This window comes from Paracoccus spongiarum, assembly GCF_030732095.1.
GTDB classification, from domain to species: domain Bacteria; phylum Pseudomonadota; class Alphaproteobacteria; order Rhodobacterales; family Rhodobacteraceae; genus Paracoccus; species Paracoccus spongiarum.
The window spans coordinates 16639-35659 of record NZ_JAVAMQ010000008.1; the positions used below are offsets into that span (position 1 = coordinate 16639).

The following is a 19021-nucleotide window of genomic DNA, read 5'->3' on the forward strand; positions in this document are numbered from 1 at the left end:
GTCAGCCTCCGTCTGGCAGGGGCGGCGCCGTCGCCGGCGCCGGCCGTCCGGTCAGTTCATCGCGGCGAAATCGGCCATGTTCTCGGGTGTGACCAGTTCGAACGGGACCATCACCTCTTTTTCGACCGCCTCGCCCCGCGCGAGCGCGACGGCCGCATCCAGCGCGCTGGCGGCCTGGCCGCCGGCGTTCTGGAAGACGGTGACATCCAGATCGCCGGCCTTCATCGCGGCCAGCCCGTCCTGCGTCGCGTCGATGCCGACCACGACCACCTCGTCCATGTCGGTGCCTGCCGATTTCAACGCATGGATCGCGCCGATGGCCATTTCGTCATTGTTGGCGAAGATTGCATCGATGGGATTGCCGGCAGTCAGCCAGTTGGTCGTCAGGTCCAGCGCCATGTTGCGGGTCCAGCCGGCCGATTGCTCGTCGGCGACGGTCGTTCCGGCACAGTCACCCGTTGCCAGCGCCTCCTTGACCGCGGCGGTACGGGCGCGCGCCGCGTCATGGACCAGATCGCCCATCAGGATATAGACCTGACCGTCGCCCGCCTTGCCCGCCGCCGACAGCAGCGCGCAGCCGGCCTCGCCGCCCAGACGCCCCGAATCCGTCTCGCGCGAGCCGACATAGACCTGGGTGTTGGGCAAGGACGCGAGGTTCGCAGGTTCGAGGTTCAGGTAGACCAAGGGGATACCGGCGCCCTCGGCAGCCGCCGTCAGTGCCGGTGCGGACGAGGTGTCGGCCAACGTCACGATGATCGCATCGACGCCCGCCGCGATGAAGTTGTTGACCTGGTTCAACTGCTTGGCGACATCGGCCTGGGCATCCTCGACCTGCAGGGTCACGCCCTCGGTCTCGCCTGCCCGCTTTTCCAGCCCAAGGCGCAGGAGGGTCTGGAAGTTGTTGTCGAAGCTTTGCATCGACACGCCGATATTCTCGGCCTGTGCGGCAGCGGCGGTCAGGGCGGCGACGGTGGCCGCGACGAAACTGGCTTTCATTGGTTTCCTCCCAAGGGGTGCCGGCTCACCCGATCATTCGGCCGGAGGCCATGACGGCCCGGTTGCGGCGCGGGCCTCAGCCCAGCGCCACGCGAACCTCGCCGTCGACGATCTTGGCGGGATAGGTCTTCAGATTTTCGCAGGCGGGCAGGCGCAGCGCCTCGCCCGTGCGGTAATCGAAGGCGCCGGAGTGTTTCGGGCATTCGATCTCGAAATCCATCACCAGCCCGTCGGCCAGATGCACCGCCTCGTGGGTGCAGAGGCCTGCGGTGCACCAGACGCTGTCGTCGGGCGCGCGGTACAGGGCATAGCTGCGGCCCTGATGGTCGAAGCGCAGCGCGCCTTCCTGTTCGATGTCGTCCAGGCGGCAGGCGGTGATCCAGGTGGTCGTGTCGGTCATTGGGTGGCTCCTTTCGCTTCGAGGCGGGCCTTGCGGGCGGCCAGTCTTTCCTTGCGCTTGCGATAGCGTTCCTGCATCCGCGCCTCGCCCTCGGGGGTGCCGTCGTGGAAGGTGCCGAACCATTTGTCCAAGGGGATCAGCGCATCGCCGTAGTTCACCTCGAAATACTTGTGATGCAGGTAATGGGTATAGGCGTGGCTATCGATCGCCTTGTCATCCGTCACCTCGACCTTGTCGAAGCCGACATGGCCGGGAATTGCGCCGAAACCCGCAAAATGCAGCTGATACAGCATGATGACCGGGTTCGACGGCAGGATCAGGTGATAGAAGGCGGTGCCGAAATACAGCAGATGTTCGACCGGATGCATCGACAGCGACGACCAGGGCGAGGGGTTGACCGAATTGTGGTGAACCGAATGCACCCATTTGTAGAGAAAGGGCGTGTGGATGAGCCGATGCACGCAGAAGAAGTGGAACTCGTGAATGATCGGCACCACCAGCGCGACCAGCGCCAGCGTCCAGGGGTTCTCGGCAAGGCTCAGCCACGGGGCGTAGCCATTGGCATAGGCCCACAGCATCACCACCTCGATGCCGGTCCAGATTGTCACCCCCGACAGGAAGGTGCGCAGCATGTTGTCGATGTTCTGGCTTTCGAACCAGAAGGCCTTGCTGCGCTGCTCTGACGGGAACTTGCCGTTGTACTTGAAGCGGTTCTGCTGGCGGCGCAGCACATAGAGATGCAACTCGAACGCGCCGTAGAACAGGAACACGCAGGCCGCGTTCACGGCGTAGAGCCAGGCAGCCCAGCCGATCGAGATGCTCTGCATCGTCTCGACCGAGGGCACGACCCAGGCCCAGTAGGCCACGGCCGAGGCGGCGAAGATCGCGTTCCACGGAAAGAAGTAATGCGGCAGCCAATGCAGGACGGCCTTCAGCCGCGGCGGAAAGTCGAACAGCGGCGCGGTCTCGATCGGCGCGTCGGGCGCCCAGTCGCCGCGCTTGTTGCGCTTGCCGAATTTCAGATCGTCCATGCACCCCTCCTGTCGATGGCAGATCCCCCGGGGCGGGCCCGTCGGGCGGCACCCCTTCTGCAGCAAGAGGTATCAGGCCAGGCGCGGCAGGGCCAAAGCCGCGTTGATCTGATCAGATCAAACGCTGTCGGCCGTGAAGGTGACAAAGCGGATCGGGCTTTTGTCGGGCGCGATGTCGGTCAGTCCGATCCGATGCAGAACGACATCCAGCGCGCGCCGGGCCTGTGCCTCGGGCGCCTGGTCCAGCACGATGTCCATCAGCCCCTCGGTCAGGCCCCGGCCGGTCGCGTCGGTCAGTTCGTGGCCGACGAAGAACAGGTCCTGCCCGCGCGGATCGTGGCGCAGCACCTCCAGCAGGGCCGCGTTGCCGCCGCCCGAATTGTAGATGCCGGCCAGGTCGGGGTGCCGCCGAAGGGCGTGGAACAGCAGGTCGGCGCTGCGTGCGTCGTCGTCGAGGCCAAAGCCCAGCCAGGCGAAATGCACCGCGCTGTCGGGATGGGCGGCGATCCCGTCCGAGAAGCCGCGGATGCGTTCGCGGTGAAGCCGGTAGATCGGATGACACAGCGCGATGGCGGGGCCGGGCCTGCGGGCCATCCGCGCCATGAAGCGCGCGGCGCTGCGCCCGGCCGCATAGTTGTCGATGCCGACAAACGCCCCGATCCGGTCGGCGGCGGGGTTCACGAGGTTCACGACCGGCACGCCCGACGAGGCGACCCCTGCGACGGCCGCGCGGATCAGCGGATGGTCGGGCACCGTCACGATCAGCGCGGCCCGGCGCGTCCCGGTGGCGGCGATGCGGCGGGCGATCTCGGCCGGGTTCATCTCGTCGGTGAAGCTGCGTTGCAGCACCACCAGCGGGTTCAGAGTCGCGGCGATGCGCTCGAAGGCGTGCGACAGTCGCCGGAAAAAGGTCGTTTCGGGCCGCACCATCAGCACCTCGACGCGCAGCAGCCCGCGATGCCGGTCGGGCAGCAGCCGCGGATAGCCCAGCGCGCGCGCTGCCAGCACCACCTTTTCGGTGGTGTCCGGCCGCACGCCGCCCCGCCCGTTCAGCACCCGCTCGACCGTGGCGGTGCCGACGCCCGCGCGCGCCGCGATGTCCCTGAAGGTGGGCCCGCCCATGCCGCCTCCCTGCCCGTCGCGGCCAAGGCTAATGCGCCGCGCCCCGGTCGTCGAGAAGGGAGGCCCCGAAAATCGCATCCTCGCTGGCAACGCCGAGGCGGACGCCGCGCGTGACCCGGAATTGCTCGGCCAGATCCCCTTGCAGAACCTGGACCCGGACAGGTTCGCGGCGACGATGGTGGCCCCGACCATCCGGGCCGTTGGGCGCGCGGGATGCCTCGGTGCTGATGGCGGTCAGTCGGCGCCAGCGGCATCAGGCCGCTGCAATTCGGCCTGCCGCGGACTGACATCGCGCAGACCGGCGCCGTCGAGGTTGACGCCCGGACAGCACGCGCCCGGCCTCAGTTCGCATCCACCGTCCACCAGCGGGCCTTTGGCAGGGGCATCGCTGTCGATGATGATCGGACAGCCGCGGCCGCCGATGATGACAGAGGCCTGGTCGGCGAGCGTCGGCATGGTGGCCAGCCAGAACAAGGGCGGCAGGATCAGGTGTGACATCGGGATCCTGATCTGGATTGCGTCGGGCAGAAAGGCGGCGAGATCGGCGGGGGTCTGCCCCTCGCCCTGCACCGCCTCATTCGGCCAAGGCCGGCAGTTCGTTCGGGGTCTCGTCTCCCAGGAACGGGCCGCCCTGGCTGAAGTGGTTCACGGGAAGCTGTGCGCAGGTCGGAAAAGGCGGCAGCTGTCCTTGGGTGGCAGGCCGGACCCGGCAGCGTCCCGAGGTCGAATCGCCAGGAAATCGCGGGGATGCCAGGCTGGTGGGCATCGCGCGCGCGGATCAAAAGGCGGGTGCCGCGCACCGGGCCGCCGCGCCTGCGGCCTCAGTCCCGCGAGAACCGCCAGGCGCCGCAGCCCAGCGCGGGGGCGGCGCGGTCGGCGGCCAGTTCGCTGCGCGAGAAGCGGATCGGGGTGCGCAACCCGTCGATGCCTTCGGGCGCCACGCGCAGGCCGCGGGCCGCAACCTGCGGCTCGGACAGGGCCTCGCCGACGCTGTTGACCGGCCCCGCGGGGACCGCTGCGCCTTCCAGCGCCGCAATCAGGTCGGCGCGGCTGCGGCGCGATGTCGCCTCGGCCAGGATCGCGGTCAGCCGGTCGCGATGCACCACGCGCAGCGCATTGGTGGCGAAATCGGCGTCGCCCGCCAGATCGGGCAGGCCGAGCGCCCGGCACAGTGCCGCAAATTGCCGGTCATTGCCGCAGGCGATGATCAGGTGCCCGTCGGCGGCGGGGAACAGTTGATACGGCACGATGTTGGGATGGGCATTGCCAAGGCGATGTGGCTCGTGCCCGCCCAGAAGAAAGTTGGTCGCCTGATTGGCCAGCACCGCCACGCCGCAATCCAGCAGCGACAGGTCCAGATGCTGCCCCTGCCCCGACCGCGTGCGCTCGGCCAGCGCCGCCTGGACCGCGATGGCACCGTAAAGTCCGGTGAAGATGTCGATCCAGGCAACCCCGACCTTCTGCGGTTCGCCATCGGGCGCGCCGGTCAGGTCCATGATGCCCGACATCCCCTGGATCAGGAAATCATAACCCGGCTGCGCGGCCCGTGGGCCGTCCTGCCCGAAGCCGGTGATCGAGGCATAGACGAGGCCCGGATTGCGCGCCGCAAGGCTGGCATGATCCAGCCCGAATCGCGCCAGCCCGCCGACCTTGAAATTCTCGATGAGCACATCCGCGCTGTCGATCAGGGCCTTCAGCCGGTCCAGATCCGCCGCATCGTTGAAATCGCAGATCACCGACGTCTTGCCGCGGTTGGCGGCGTGAAAATAGGCGGCGACCGTCTCGGTCGTGCCGTCGGGGCGCGGGCGCTGGATGAAGGGCGGACCCCAGCGGCGGGTGTCGTCGCCCTCGGGCGCCTCGACCTTGATGACCTCGGCACCCAGGTCGGCCAGCGTCTGGCCCAGCCAGGGACCGGCCAGGATCCGCGCCAGTTCGACGACGCGCAGCCCCTTCAGCGGCGGCTCAGCCAAAGGCCTGCAACCCGGTCTGCGCACGACCCAGGATCAGCGCATGGACGTCATGCGTGCCCTCATAGGTGTTCACCGTCTCGAGGTTCTGGGCGTGGCGCATGACGTGATAGCCGATCTGGATGCCATTGCCGCCATGCATGTCGCGGGCCTGCCGCGCGATGTCCAGCGCCTTGCCGCAATTGTTGCGCTTGACGATGGAAATCATTTCCGGCGCGAAGCGGCCCTCGTCGAGCAGCCGCCCGACCCGCAGGCTGGCCTGCAGGCCAAGCGCGATTTCGGTCTGCATGTCGGCCAGCTTCTTCTGGAACAGCTGCGTCGCGGCCAGCGGTCGCGCGAACTGGTGCCGGTCCAGCCCGTATTGGCGGGCGCGGAACCAGCAATCCTCGGCCGCGCCCATCACGCCCCAGCTGATCCCATAGCGCGCCCGGTTCAGGCAGCCGAACGGTCCGGCCATGCCCTCGGCATGGGGCAGCAATGCCTCCTCGCCGACCTCGACATTCTCCATCACGATCTCGCCGGTGATCGAGGCGCGCAGGCTCAGCTTGCCGGCGATCTTCGGGGCGGACAGCCCCTTCATGCCCTTGTCCAGCACGAAGCCCCGCACCTTGCCGCCATGCGCATCGGACTTGGCCCAGACGACAAAGACATCCGCGATCGGGCTGTTCGAGATCCACATCTTCGAGCCGTTCAGAACATAGCCGGCATCGGTCTTGCGGGCCCGCGTCTTCATGCCTCCCGGGTCCGAGCCGGCATCGGGTTCGGTCAGCCCGAAGCAGCCGATCCATTCACCCGATGCAAGACGCGGAAGATAGCGGCGCTTCTGATCCTCGCTGCCATAAGCCTCGATCGGGAACATCACCAGCGAGGACTGGACAGAGGCCATGCTGCGATAGCCGCTGTCGATCCGCTCGATCTCACGGGCGACAAGGCCGTAGGCCACGTAAGAGGCGCCGACGCCGCCATATTCCTCGGCCACGGTGACGCCCAGCATCCCCGCCGCGCCCATCTCGCGGAAGATCGCGGGATCGGTGCGTTCGTGAAGATAGGCGTCCTCGACGCGGGGGGCCAGGCTTTCGGCCGCGAAGGCCGCCGCGCTGTCGCGGATCATCCGCTCTTCCGCGGTCATCTGGTCGTCCAGAAGGAACGGGTCCGACCAGGAAAAGGGCTGACCTCGGTGCGACGTGGCGGACATGAGAACCTCCTTGCTGCGCGGAATGAGCCGTCATTCTGGCCGCAAGCCATAGGGCTTTGCAACCGGCGCGGAAAACGGATAATCCGCATCCGATCATGCATGGAATGAATGATGTTGCGCCAGCGCCGCTTTCTGCCCAATCTCAGCCTGCTGATGGCCTTCGACGCGGTGATGCGCTGCGGCTCGGTGACGGCGGCGGCGCAGGACCTGTCGCTGACGCAAAGCACCGTCAGCCGGCTGATCCAGACCCTCGAGGCGCAGCTGGGCCGGCCGCTGTTCCGCCGCGATCGCCGCCGGCTGATCCCCACCGAGGCCGCGCAGCGCTATTTCCGCGATGTCTCGGCCGCGCTGGACATGGTGCAGCGCGCCAGCATGGCGCTGATCGCCAATCCCGATGGCGGCACGCTGAACCTGGCGGTGCTGCCGACCTTCGGCACGCGCTGGCTGGCGCCCCGGCTGCCGCATTTCCTGTCGGCCAATCCGGGAGTGCTGGTCAACCTCGCCACGAGGTTTGCCCGCTTCAGCTTTGACGCCGAGCCCTTCGACGCGATGATCTGCTTTGGCCAGGACGACTGGCCCGCGGCGCGGCACCTCAGGCTGTTCGACGAGACGCTGACCGCCTGCGCCGCGCCCGGTCTGCTGGCCGATCGGCCGGTCCGTGGCCCGCGCGATCTGGACGGGCAGGTTCTGCTGCAACTGGAAACGCGCCCGACCGCCTGGGCGGCCTGGTTCGCCGCGCAAGGCGCCGAGCCGCCGCCCGCCGCACAGGCGATGCTGATGGACCAGTTCTCGATGATGATCCAGGCCGCGATCTCGGGCATCGGCATCGCGCTGCTGCCCGACTATCTGGCCCGGACCGAGATCGCCGAGGGTCGGCTGCGGCCGATCCTGCGCGAGGCGGTGCCGGGTCCGGGCGCCTACTGGCTGGTCTGGCCGCCCGAGAAGGACGACCTCGCCCCGCTGCGGGCATTCCGGGCATGGCTTGCCACGCAGGCGGCGGCCGGGGCGCCACTTCCAAGTCCCGGCGCCTGCGGCTAGGGTCGCGCCGAGGATCAGGCCGGGAACACGGGGCGCGCGACGGATGGCTGGCACGAAAGAGGGCGCGATGTCGGGCGGCGCATCCACGGTCAACCTGCTGGTCGTGGCGCAGGCCGGGCGGCTGGAATTCCAGTCCCTGATCCTTGCCGCCAGCCTGCGCCGGTTTTCGCCCGACTGGCAAGGACGGCTGTTCGTGGCCGAGCCGCAGCCCGAGGGCGCCTGGGCCGGGCACGAGACCCGTATCGCGCCCGAGACCCGCGCCCTCCTGGAAAGCCTTGGCGCCGAAATCCTGCCCTTCACGGCGCGGCATTTCGGGGCATCCTACCCTTATGGCAACAAGATCGAGGCGCTGTTCGCCCTGCCCGCCTGCGAGCCTTTCCTGTTTCTCGACACCGACACGCTGATCACCGGGCCGCTGGACAGCCTGGCCCTTGATCCTGCCCGGCCCTCGGCCTCGATGCGGCGCGAGGCGACATGGCCCATCCCGCCGCTTTACGGCCCGGGCTATGGCGGCATCTGGAAATCGCTTTATGACCGCTTCGGGCTGGATTTCGACAGTTCGCTGGACCGGGACCAGCCGGACGAGCACTGGGAACGCTATCTCTACTTCAACGCGGGATGGTTCTTCGGGCCCGACCCGGCAGAGTTCGGGCGCAGGTTCCAGAACTGGGCGCTGGCCCTGCGCGACGAGCCGGGCGACGAACTGGCCTGCCAGAGCCTCGATCCCTGGCTGGACCAGGCGGTTCTGCCGCTGGTGATCCATTCCTTCGGCGGCGGTCGGCCCGGCCCCGGCCTGAACGGCCTGGACGGTGCGGTCACCTGCCATTACCGCAACCTTCCGCTGCTATACACCCGCGAATCCGACGCGGTGCTGGCCGCCCTGGAAGAGGCCGTCGCGGGGAACCGGATCAAGAAGCGCCTGCGCGACTGGGACCCGGCGCGCAAGCTGATCTATCAGGGCAAGGGCCGCGACAAGGTTCGCCCGATGTTCGATCGCAACGCCCTGCCCGGCAAGGAACAGCCGATCCGCAACCAGCTGAAGCAGAAGGGCTGGTGGCTGGTCTGACGGCCGGGGATCACGCCTGATCCAGAACCGCGTCGCAGCGGGCGCAGACCCCCGGATGATCGTGGCTGCCGACATCAGGCAGGATCTTCCAGCACCGCTGGCACTTCTCGCCCTCGGCCAGTTCGAAGACAACGCCCAGCCCCGGCGCCTCGGCCATGCGGAAAGCCTCGTTCGGGACCGGATCGCCGGTCAGCGACAGGTCCGAGACGATGCACATGTCGGTGAAGTTCACCGATTTCAGCGCCGCCAGCATCTCGGCATCCTCGACATGGACGACCGGCGCGGCCTCGAGACTGGCACCGATCGTCTTGTCGGCGCGCTTGACCTCCAACGCGGCGGTGACGACGCGGCGGGCGCGGCGGACGTGGTCCCATTTCGCGGCCAGCGGCTCGTTCAGCCAGTCGGCGGGGGTGGTCGCGAAATCATGCAGATGCACGCTGTCGTCCTCGGACGGGAAACGCGACAGCCATACATCCTCCATGGTGAAGGGCAGGATCGGCGCCAGCCATGTCACCAGCCGGTGATAGAGGATGTCCATGACCGTCCGCACCGCCCGGCGCCGCGTGCTGCCGGGCGCGTCGCAATACAGCGCGTCCTTGCGGATGTCGAAATAGAAGGCCGACAGATCGACCGTGCAGAACTGGAACAGCGTCTGGAACACGCCCTGGAAATCGAAGGCGGCATAGCCCTGCCGCACCTGATGATCCAGCTGCGCCAGCCGGTGCAGCACCCATTGTTCCAGTTCGGGCATCTGCGCGGGTGCGATCGTCTCGGCCTTGTCGAAGCCCGACAGCGCACCCAGCAGAAAGCGCAGCGTGTTGCGCAGCCGGCGATAGCTGTCGGCGGTCCCCTTCAGGATCTCGGGTCCGATGCGCTGATCGGCGGTATAGTCGGCCTGCGCCACCCACAGCCGCAGGATGTCGGCGCCGTATTGTTCGATCACCTTGGCCGGCACGATGGTGTTGCCAAGCGATTTGGACATCTTCATGCCCTTCTCGTCCAGCGTGAAGCCATGCGTGACGACGTTGCGATAGGGCGCGCGGCCCCTGGTCGCGCAGGCCTGCAGCAGCGAGGACTGGAACCAGCCGCGATGCTGGTCGGTGCCCTCCAGATACAGATCGGCAATGCCGTCGGCCGCGCCATCCTCGCGGTCGCGCAGCACGAAGGCGTGGGTCGAGCCGCTGTCGAACCACACGTCCAGCACGTCCATCACCTGATCGTAGGCGTCGGGATCGGCGATTCCGTCCAGCATCTGTGCCTTGAAGCCGGCGCGATACCAGACATCGGCGCCCTCGGCCTCGAAGGCGGCGATGATGCGGTCGTTCACCCGCGCATCGCGCAGCAGGAAGTCGTCGTCGGTGGGCCGTGCGCCCTTCTTCACGAAGGCGGTCAGCGGCACGCCCCAGGCGCGCTGGCGCGACAGCACCCAGTCGGGGCGGTTCTCGACCATGCTGTGGATGCGGTTGCGGCCGGTCTGCGGCCACCATTTCACCAGCTTGTCGATGCTGGTCAGCGCACGCGCCCGGATCGTGGCCCCGTAATCGCCCATGCCGTCGGCCAGCGGCGTGTCGATGGCGGCGAACCATTGCGGGGTGTTGCGATAGATCAGCGGCGCCTTGGACCGCCAGCTATGCGGATAGCTGTGCTTGATCTTGCCCTTGGCCAGCAGCGCACCGGCCCAGGCCAGTTGCTTGATGACACTGACATTGGCCGGACCGTCCTTGCCGTCGGGCGCCACGATCGCCTCGCCGCCGAACAGCGGCAGGTCCTTGCGATAGCTGCCATCGGGTTCGACGTTGTAGGTCATGGGCAGCCTGTATTTCAGGCCAAGCTGATAGTCGTCATCGCCGTGGCTGGGCGCGGTGTGGACAAAGCCGGTCCCCGCCTCATCGGTGACATGATCGCCGGGCAGCATGGGCACGTCGTAATCCCATTCGCCTTCGCCGCCCTCGACCCCGCGCAAGGGATGGGCGAGGGTCAGCCCTTCCAGTTCCGAAGCCGGAACATCCCGAATCCGCTTCCAGTCCTCGATTTTGGCCGAGGCCCTGACGCTCTCGGCCAGTGCATCGGCCAGAACCAGCCTTTCGCCAGTCTGCGCCGTGGCATTTTCGCCCGTCCCGCCGACCTCGTAGAGGCCATAGGCGATCGCCGGATTATAGGCCACCGCGCGGTTCTGCGGGATAGTCCAAGGCGTCGTGGTCCAGATCACCACGCTGGCCGCGCGCAGATCATCGCGACCGCGCAGCTCCGGGTCGTCGCCTCGGGCAACCATCCGAGGCTTGAACCGAACCCAGATCGTGTGGCTGGTGTGGTCGTGATATTCGACCTCGGCCTCGGCCAGCGCGGTCTTTTCGACCGGCGACCACATCACCGGCTTGGACCCCTGATAGAGGCTGCCATTCATCAGCAGCTTCATGAAATCCGCCGCGATCACCGCCTCGGCGTGGTAGTCCATGGTCAGGTAGGGGCGGTCCCAGGCGCCGGTGATGCCGAGGCGCTTGAACTCGTCGCGCTGGATGCCGACCCATTCCTCGGCAAAGCGGCGGCATTCCTGCCGGAACTCGATCACGTCGACGGCGTCCTTGTCGCGGCCCTCACTGCGGTATTTCTCTTCGATCTTCCATTCGATCGGCAGGCCGTGGCAGTCCCAGCCCGGCACATAGCGCGCATCGCGGCCCATCATCTGGTGGCTGCGCACGATGATGTCCTTGATCGTCTTGTTCAGCGCGTGGCCGATATGCAGATGCCCGTTCGCATAGGGCGGGCCGTCATGCAGGATGAACGGCACCCGCCCTGCTGCCCGTTCGCGCAGCCGGTCATAAACGCCGATCCGCGCCCAGCGGGACAGCCAGTCGGGCTCGCGCGCGGGCAGGCCGGCGCGCATCGGAAAGTCGGTCTGCGGCAGAAAGACGGTATCGCGGTAGTCGGGGGCTTCGGCGCGGGGATCGGCGCTCATCGGGGCGTTCCTTCGTCAATCGTTCGGACATGGCTGACCCGGCGGCGCAAGACCTTACGCCGCCGGGCCGCTAATTCGATGTCCGAACGCCGGAAATTCCATGCCGCCCTCTATAGGAAGGCAGCCTTGGGGCTGCAAGCGCCCGACCACACCCCCGCACGCAATTCGGCCAGCGTCAGAAGGTCGCCTTGCGGGCGGCGGCGGGCGGGCGGAAGGTGCCCTCGCCATGCAGCCCCGATTCGACATCACCGAGGACCAGATCGACCGCGTGATCGCGGTGTTCTATGGCGCCGTACGCCGCCACGAGGTTCTGGGCCCGGTCTTCAACCGCCATATCGGCGACTGGCCCGCGCATGAGGCCAAGATCGCGCGGTTCTGGAAGAAGGCGATCCTGTATCAGCCGGGCTATGACGGCAATCCGATGCAGGTGCACATGGCGGCGGGCGATGTGCGCGCCCAGCATTTCCCGATCTGGCTGGCGCTGTTCGACGAGACGCTGCGCCGCTGCGTGCCCTCCCAGACGGCAGCCGGCTGGTCGGCGCTGGCCCACCGCATCGGGCGCGGGCTGCGCATGGGGGTCGAGGATCTGCGCCAGCCGGCCGAGGGCCCGCCCGTGCTGCGTTAACCGCGCGTGCGCGGCGGGCGCGGCCGATAGACCGGCAGCCGCCAGCCCCATGTCAGGCTGCCCGCGCGCAGCACCCAGACCGCCACGGCGCAGGCGATCAATGCCTCGCCGCGCTGCAAGCCCAGCCAGATCAGCGCGACCGCCACCGCCGCGCCGCCAAAGGCCGCGGTCAGATACAACTGCCCCTGTTTCAGAACCAGCGGCACCTCGTTGCCGACGACGTCGCGCATGAGGCCGCCGAAGGTGCCGGTCGCCACGCCCATGATGATGACGATGACCGGCCCGAAGCCGCCCTCGATGGCCACGCCCGCACCCGCCGCGACCGCCACGGCCAGCGCCACGCTGTCCAGCCAGATCAGCAGCCGATAGCGGCTTTCAAAGAGATGCGCGGTCCAGAACACCAGCAGCGCCGCCCCGGCCGCCAGCGTCACATAGGCCGGCTGGATCACCCAGAACACCTCGCGGTCCAGCAGCAGGTCGCGCAGCGTGCCGCCGCCCACCGCCGTCAGCGCGGCCATGAAGACAAAGCCCACCGGATCCAGCTGCGCCCGGCTGGCGACCAGTGCCCCGGTCAGTGCGAAGATCAGCACCGAGCCGTAGTCCAGCGCCGCCAGCAGGGTCTGGAAGGTCATTTGAACGGCGCCATGCCGGCGCGGGCCAGTTCGTCGGCGCGTTCGTTCTCGGCGTGACCGGCATGGCCCTTGATCCAGCGCCACTCGACCTCATGGCGGCGCTGGGCCTCGTCCAGCCGCTGCCACAGCTCGACATTCTTGACGGGCTTGCGGTCGGCGGTGCGCCAGCCGTTCTTCTTCCAGCCGTGAATCCACTGGCTGACGCCGTTCTTCACATAGGCGCTGTCGGTCACGACGACGATCCGGCTGGGCCGTGACAGCGCCTCCAGCGCCGAGATGGCGGCCATCAGCTCCATCCGGTTGTTGGTGGTCGCCGGTTCCCCGCCCTGCAATTCGCGTTCCTTGACGATCGATTCACCGTCCAGCGCCCGCATCAGCACGCCCCAGCCGCCGGGGCCGGGATTGCCGCTGCAGGCGCCATCAGTCCAGGCGAAGAGCCGAGTCACGCCGACAGCCCCGCATATTCGGGCAGCGCCTCGATGCGGGCCAGCCATGCCGCGATGCCGGGAAAGCGGTCCATCCAGTAGCCGCCGCGCGTGCCGGCCGTATGGGTATAGGCATAGAGGCAGAGGTCGGCGAGGCTTGTGGCATCGCCCACCAGCCAGTCATGGCCCGACAGCCGATCCTCCATCACCTGCAACAGCGCGTGGCCGCGATCCAGGAGGTTCGCCAGACGCTGCGGCGTCGCCTCGGCGGCGCGATGCGGATAGCTGACCAGAGCCTGCCGCACGGCGATGACCGGCTCGTGATTATATTGCTCCCAGAACATCCAGCCCAGCATCTGCGCGCGGGTCACCGGATCGGCCGGAACGAAGCCCGTGCTCTCGCCCAGATACCACAGGATGGCGTTCGATTCCGCCAGCATCTGCCCGTCATCCAGCACCAGCACCGGCACCTTGCCATAGGGCAGCGCGCCACCGGCCTTGGCACCCGCCAGCGCGTCCGAGCCGTATTCGCAATCGACGACCTGCACCGCACGGCCGGTCAGCGCCATGAGCAGCCTGACCTTGTAGCTGTTGCCCGAGGAGGGCATGGAATAAAGCCGCATCTGGTGTCCCTGGGTCGCGGGTCAGGCCGGTTCGCGCAGCACGCGCGGCACCTTGAATTCGACGTTTTCCTGCGCGGTCTCGACGATTTCCAAGGCCACGTCATAGCGCGCGCGGAAGGCGTCGATGACCTCGTTGACCAGCACTTCGGGGGCGCTGGCGCCGGCCGTCACTCCGACGGCGCGGGCGCCCTCGATGGCCCGCCAGTCGATCTGGTCGGCGCGCAGGACAAGCTGCGAATAGGCGCAGCCGGCGGCCCGGCCAACCTCGACCAGGCGTTTGGAATTGCTGGAATTTTCAGCCCCGATGACCAGCAGCGCGTCGATCCGCGGGGCGACCGCCTTGACCGCCGCCTGGCGGTTGGTGGTGGCATAGCAGATGTCTTCCCTGGCCGGGCCGATGATCGCCGGAAAGCGGGCCTGAAGCGCCGCGACGATGGCGGCGGTGTCATCGACGGACAGGGTGGTCTGGGTGATATAGGCCAGCCGGGCCGGATCGCGCGGGGCGATGGCCGCGACATCCTCGGCCGTTTCCACCAGGATCACCTCGCCCGGCGGCAATTGTCCCATGGTTCCAAGGACTTCCGGGTGGCCTTCATGGCCGATCATGACCATCTGAAGGCCCGCCGCGTGGTGGCGTTCGGCCTCGATATGGACCTTGCTGACCAAGGGGCAGGTGGCATCGACATAGACCATCCGGCGCCGCTGCGCCTCGGCCGGGACGGCCTTGGGGACGCCATGGGCCGAGAAGATCACCGGCCGGTCATCGGGGCATTCATCCAGCTCCTCGACAAAGACCGCGCCCTTTTCACGAAGCGAATCAACCACATACTTGTTGTGGACGATCTCGTGGCGGACATAGACCGGGGCGCCCCATTTCTGCAGGGCCATTTCGACGATCTTGATGGCGCGGTCCACGCCCGCGCAGAAACCGCGCGGCGCGGCCAGATACAGGGTCAGGGGCGGCTTGGTCTGGGTCATGCCCCTCAGGTAGCGCGAAGCCCCGCTTTCGTCCAGCACCGAGGGGTCACAAGCCGTGCACAGGGCGTGCACAGCCTGTACACCGACAACGCACGCTGCGTTAACCCTGTCGCGCAACGGCCAAGAGGCCTGCCACGTCCAGATGCGCCTCGAGATGGTCGGCCAGGGCGTCCAGCGCGGCCTCGACCCCGGCCTCGAAGCCGGGTTGCGAGGCGGCGCCGAGGCGGGCCAGCCAGGCGGCGCGGAAGCCGTCATCCGAAAACAGCCCGTGCAGATAGCTGCCGGCGATTCGGCCATCGGCGCTGATCGCGCCGTCGGGATGGGGCAGATGCGCGAAGGGCCGGGCGCAGTCGGGACCGGCGGTGCGGCCCATGTGGATCTCGTAGCCCGAGACCGGCTGGCCAAGCGCGATGCCCGCGATGCGGTCCAGCCGCTTGTCGGCGGCCATCACGGTCTCGACGTCCAGAAGGCCCAGACCCGGCGTCTCGCCGGCCGGGCCGTCGCTGCCCAGCGGATCGCGGATGATCCGGCCCAGCATCTGGTAGCCGCCGCAGATGCCCAGCACATGCCCGCCGCGGCGGACATGGGCGGCAAGGTCGATGTCCCAGCCCTGCGCGCGCAGGAAGGCCAGATCGCCGCGGGTCGATTTGGTGCCGGGGATCACCACCAGATCGGCGTCGCCGGGGATCGCCCGGCCCGGCCCCAGCATGGTCAGCCGCACGCCCGGCTCGGCCGCGAGCGGGTCGAGATCGTCGAAATTGGCGATCCGCGACAGCGTCAGGCAGACCACATGCAGCCCCGCCCCACGGCTGGCGCGCAGGTCCACCGCGTCCTCGGCGGGCAGGCGATGGGCCTCGGCGAACCAGGGCAGCACGCCGAAGCCTGGCCAGCCGGTGCGCTGCGCGATCAGCCGGTAGCCCTCGTCGAACAGCCGCGGATCGCCGCGGAACTTGTTGACGAGGAAGCCCCGGATCATCGCGGCATCGGCCGGGTCGATCACCGCCCGGGTGCCGACGATCTGGGCGATCACCCCGCCCCGGTCGATGTCGCCGGCAAGCACCACCGGCACCCCCGCCGTCCGCGCAAAGCCCATGTTGGCGATGTCGCGGGCGCGCAGGTTCACCTCGGCCGGGCTGCCCGCGCCCTCGACGATGACCAGATCGTGGCCGGCGCGCAGCCGGGCAAAGCTGTCCAGCACCCCGGCCAGCAGGCGCGGGCGCAGCGCGGCATAGTCGCGGGCCTCGGCGCGGGCGATGGCGCGGCCCTGCAGCACGACCTGCGCGCCGGTGTCGGTCTCGGGCTTGAGCAGCACCGGGTTCATGTCGGTCACCGGGTCAAGCCCGCAGGCGCGCGCCTGCAGGGCCTGGGCGCGGCCGATCTCGCCGCCGTCGGCGGTCACGGCGGCGTTGTTGGACATGTTCTGCGGCTTGAAGGGCGCGACCGACAGCCCGCGCCGCCGCGCGGCGCGGCACAGCCCCGCCACCAGCATCGACTTGCCGACATTCGAGCCGGTGCCCTGGATCATCATCGCCGGCATGGGACACTTCGCTTGCCATCACCTGCGCCGGTGACTAGATAGGCGCGTCCGCAAATGAAAGGCCGAATTCCGTGCAGAACGTCGTGCTGACCATCCATCTGATCCTGGCGGTCCTGCTGACCGGGGTCGTGCTGCTGCAACGTTCGGAAGGCGGCGGCCTTGGCATGGGCGGCGGCGGCGGCGGCGGCGTGATGAGCGGGCGTCAGGCCGCCAACGCGCTGACCCGGCTGACCTGGATCTTCGGCATCGCGATCTTCTGCACCTCGATCGGGCTGACGGTGATTGCCGCGCGCGACGCCAGCAACAGCTCGATCATGGATCAGCTTGGCGTGCCGGCGCAGCAGCAGGGGTCGGGATCGACCCTGCCGACGCTGCCGGCCTACACGCCCCCGCCCAGCACCGGCGGCGACCCGCTGACCCCGCCCGCCCCCGAGGCCCCGGCGGCCGCGCAGCCCGAGGCCGCGGCGCCCGCGGCGACCGCGCCCGCAGCGACCGCACCGGCCGCGGATGTGCAGGCCCCCGCAGCCGACGGCGTGGCCCCGCCCGCCGCAGAGGCGCCGGCGGAGGCACCCGCAGAGGCGCCCGCAGAGGCCCCGGCCGACGCACCGGCAGAGCCTGCACCGGCGAACTGAGGCGACACTACAATTAGGGGAGGAATTATTCTTCCCCACATCAACTTGCGGTCCATTGCGGCCACGGGGCGAATCATCTATATCTCGGGTCCCGTGGTCAGGGCCGTTCCGGCGGCCCGCAGATCAGGCGATTCGCACATCACGGGGGCCACATGGCGCGTTACATCTTCATCACCGGCGGCGTGGTCTCTTCCCTCGGCAAGGGGCTGGCCTCGGCGGCGTTGGGGGCGCTGTTGCAGGCGCGCGGCTTCACGGTGCGGTTGCGCAAGCTGGACCCCTATCTGAACGTCGATCCCGGCACGATGTCGCCCTTCGAGCATGGCGAGGTCTTCGTCACCGATGACGGCGCCGAGACCGACCTGGACCTCGGCCATTACGAACGCTTTACCGGGGTCAGCGCCCGGCGCACCGACAGCGTGTCATCGGGGCGGATCTATTCCAACGTGCTGGAAAAGGAACGCCGCGGCGAATACCTGGGCAAGACCATTCAGGTCATTCCGCATGTGACCAACGAAATCAAGGACTTCCTCGCCATCGGCGAGGACGAGGTCGATTTCATGCTGTGCGAGATCGGCGGCACGGTCGGCGATATCGAGGGGCTGCCCTTCTTCGAGGCGATCCGCCAGTTCACCCATCAGCGCCCGCGCGGGCAGTGCATCCTGATGCATCTGACGCTGCTGCCCTATCTGGCGGCCTCGGGCGAGCTGAAGACCAAGCCGACCCAGCACAGCGTCAAGGAATTGCAGTCGATCGGCCTTGCGCCCGACGTGCTGGTCTGCCGGTCGGAACACCCGATCCCCGAAAAGGAACGCGCCAAGATCGCGCTGTTCTGCAATGTCCGCCCCGATGCGGTGATCCCGGCCTATGACCTGAAGTCGATCTACGAGGCGCCCCTTGCCTATCACCGCGCCGGGCTGGACCGCGCCGTGCTGGACGCCTTCGCGATCAGCCCCGCCCCGCGTCCCGACCTGTCGAAATGGGAGGACGTGATGGACCGGCTGGACAATGCCGAGGGCCAGGTGAACATCGCGGTCGTGGGCAAGTACACCCAGCTTGAGGATGCCTACAAATCCATCGCCGAGGCGCTGACCCATGGCGGCATGGCCAACCGGGTCCGCGTCAAGGCCGACTGGGTGGACAGCGAGAAGCTGGAGGGCGAGGGCGCGCATCTGCTGGACGGCTATCACGGCATCATCGTGCCCGGCGGCTTCGGCGAGCGCGGCACCGAGGGGATGATCGCCGCCGCCCGATACGCCCGCGAGAAGAACGTGCCCTATCTGGGCATCTGCCTGGGGATGCAGATGGCGGTGATCGAGGCCGCGCGCAATCTGGGCGGGATGCCGGATGCGGGCTCCGAGGAATTCGACCACGAGGCCGGCAAGACCCGCTTCACCCCGGTCGTCTATCACCTGAAGGAGTGGGTGCAGGGCAACTACACCGTCAACCGCAAGCTCGGCGACGACAAGGGCGGCACGATGCGGCTGGGGGCCTATACGGCGATGCTGGCCGAGGGCTCGAAGATCAGCGAGATCTATGGCGGCGCGCTGCAGATGGAGGACCGGCACCGGCACCGCTATGAGGTCGACGCCACCTATCGCGAGGCGCTGGAGGCGGCCGGGCTGTCATTCTCGGGGATGTCGCCAGACGGCAAGCTGCCCGAGGTGATCGAATATCCGCACCACCCCTGGTTCATCGGCGTGCAGTCGCATCCCGAGCTGAAATCCAAGCCCTTCGCCCCCGCGCCGCTGTTCGCAGGCTTCGTGCGGGCGGCGATGGACGAGGGCCGGCTGGTCTGACG

General features: G+C 68.2%; 18 protein-coding genes. 5 read left to right on the plus strand and 13 right to left on the minus strand.

The window, feature by feature from the left end; translation table 11 throughout:
- Positions 1-51: 51 nt before the first annotated feature.
- The 7 genes from Q5Y72_RS10105 to Q5Y72_RS10135 form a co-directional block, all read right to left on the minus strand.
- A complete protein-coding gene (locus Q5Y72_RS10105; RefSeq protein WP_305963294.1) occupies positions 52-996 on the minus strand; it encodes a substrate-binding domain-containing protein in 945 nt (314 codons plus the stop codon).
- 76 nt (positions 997-1072) lie between these two features.
- On the minus strand, positions 1073-1396 hold the full coding sequence (locus tag Q5Y72_RS10110) for a MocE family 2Fe-2S type ferredoxin (protein ID WP_305963295.1): 324 nt from the start codon (positions 1394-1396) through the stop codon (positions 1073-1075).
- Positions 1393-2427 carry a sterol desaturase family protein gene (locus Q5Y72_RS10115; protein ID WP_305963296.1) on the minus strand — a complete coding sequence of 345 codons (1035 nt, stop codon included), beginning with the start codon at positions 2425-2427 and terminating at the stop codon, positions 1393-1395. The genes Q5Y72_RS10110 and Q5Y72_RS10115 overlap by 4 nt, the downstream gene beginning before the upstream one ends.
- Before the next feature lie 117 nt (positions 2428-2544).
- Complete coding sequence (locus Q5Y72_RS10120) at positions 2545-3549, minus strand: LacI family DNA-binding transcriptional regulator (RefSeq protein ID WP_305963297.1); 1005 nt, start codon at positions 3547-3549, stop codon at positions 2545-2547.
- A 234-nt stretch (positions 3550-3783) separates the two neighbouring features.
- Entirely contained in the window at positions 3784-4119 is a 336-nt protein-coding gene (locus tag Q5Y72_RS10125; protein WP_305963298.1) for a hypothetical protein, read from the minus strand.
- Between the two features lie 251 nt (positions 4120-4370).
- On the minus strand, positions 4371-5519 hold the full coding sequence (locus tag Q5Y72_RS10130) for a CaiB/BaiF CoA transferase family protein (protein WP_305963299.1): 1149 nt from the start codon (positions 5517-5519) through the stop codon (positions 4371-4373).
- Positions 5512-6711: an acyl-CoA dehydrogenase gene (locus Q5Y72_RS10135; protein WP_305963300.1), complete on the minus strand. Its 1200-nt coding sequence runs from the start codon at positions 6709-6711 to the stop codon at positions 5512-5514. The genes Q5Y72_RS10130 and Q5Y72_RS10135 overlap by 8 nt, the downstream gene beginning before the upstream one ends.
- Before the next feature lie 108 nt (positions 6712-6819).
- Between Q5Y72_RS10135 and Q5Y72_RS10140 the strand changes: the two genes are divergently transcribed.
- Together Q5Y72_RS10140 and Q5Y72_RS10145 are read left to right on the plus strand one after the other, a co-directional pair.
- On the plus strand, positions 6820-7749 hold the full coding sequence (locus Q5Y72_RS10140) for a LysR family transcriptional regulator (RefSeq protein ID WP_305963301.1): 930 nt from the start codon (positions 6820-6822) through the stop codon (positions 7747-7749).
- A gap of 43 nt (positions 7750-7792) precedes the next feature.
- Positions 7793-8815, plus strand: a complete 1023-nt coding sequence (locus Q5Y72_RS10145) for a GT-B fold glycosyltransferase domain-containing protein (protein ID WP_305963302.1) — start codon at positions 7793-7795, stop codon at positions 8813-8815.
- Positions 8816-8825: 10 nt separating this feature from the next.
- Here the strand turns inward: Q5Y72_RS10145 and ileS are convergent, their stop codons facing one another.
- Positions 8826-11771, minus strand: a complete 2946-nt coding sequence (gene ileS / locus Q5Y72_RS10150; protein WP_305963303.1) for an isoleucine--tRNA ligase — start codon at positions 11769-11771, stop codon at positions 8826-8828.
- A 226-nt stretch (positions 11772-11997) separates the two neighbouring features.
- Between ileS and Q5Y72_RS10155 the strand changes: the two genes are divergently transcribed.
- Complete coding sequence (locus tag Q5Y72_RS10155; protein WP_305963304.1) at positions 11998-12396, plus strand: group III truncated hemoglobin; 399 nt, start codon at positions 11998-12000, stop codon at positions 12394-12396.
- On the opposite strand, the gene Q5Y72_RS10160 is transcribed toward Q5Y72_RS10155, so the two are convergent.
- The 5 genes from Q5Y72_RS10160 to Q5Y72_RS10180 form a co-directional block, all read right to left on the minus strand.
- A complete protein-coding gene (locus Q5Y72_RS10160; protein WP_305963305.1) occupies positions 12393-13028 on the minus strand; it encodes a trimeric intracellular cation channel family protein in 636 nt (211 codons plus the stop codon). The genes Q5Y72_RS10155 and Q5Y72_RS10160 overlap by 4 nt on opposite strands.
- Positions 13025-13474: a ribonuclease HI gene (gene rnhA, locus Q5Y72_RS10165; protein WP_305963306.1), complete on the minus strand. Its 450-nt coding sequence runs from the start codon at positions 13472-13474 to the stop codon at positions 13025-13027. The genes Q5Y72_RS10160 and rnhA overlap by 4 nt, the downstream gene beginning before the upstream one ends.
- The gene (locus Q5Y72_RS10170) at positions 13471-14076 is read right to left on the minus strand and encodes a glutathione S-transferase family protein (RefSeq protein WP_305963307.1); all 606 of its coding nucleotides are present in this window, start codon (positions 14074-14076) and stop codon (positions 13471-13473) included. Before Q5Y72_RS10170 ends, rnhA begins: the two co-directional genes overlap by 4 nt.
- A 21-nt stretch (positions 14077-14097) precedes the next feature.
- On the minus strand, positions 14098-15054 hold the full coding sequence (ispH, locus tag Q5Y72_RS10175; protein ID WP_305963308.1) for a 4-hydroxy-3-methylbut-2-enyl diphosphate reductase: 957 nt from the start codon (positions 15052-15054) through the stop codon (positions 14098-14100).
- 100 nt (positions 15055-15154) lie between these two features.
- Positions 15155-16591 carry a cobyric acid synthase gene (locus Q5Y72_RS10180; protein ID WP_305963309.1) on the minus strand — a complete coding sequence of 479 codons (1437 nt, stop codon included), beginning with the start codon at positions 16589-16591 and terminating at the stop codon, positions 15155-15157.
- 71 nt (positions 16592-16662) lie between these two features.
- On the opposite strand from Q5Y72_RS10180, the gene secG reads away from it, so the two are divergent.
- Together secG and pyrG are read left to right on the plus strand one after the other, a co-directional pair.
- Positions 16663-17223 (plus strand): preprotein translocase subunit SecG, encoded by a 561-nt coding sequence (gene secG / locus Q5Y72_RS10185; protein ID WP_305963310.1) that lies wholly within the window; start codon positions 16663-16665, stop codon positions 17221-17223.
- A gap of 152 nt (positions 17224-17375) precedes the next feature.
- On the plus strand, positions 17376-19019 hold the full coding sequence (gene pyrG, locus Q5Y72_RS10190; RefSeq protein WP_305963311.1) for a CTP synthase: 1644 nt from the start codon (positions 17376-17378) through the stop codon (positions 19017-19019).
- The last annotated feature ends 2 nt before the right edge of the window (positions 19020-19021 follow it).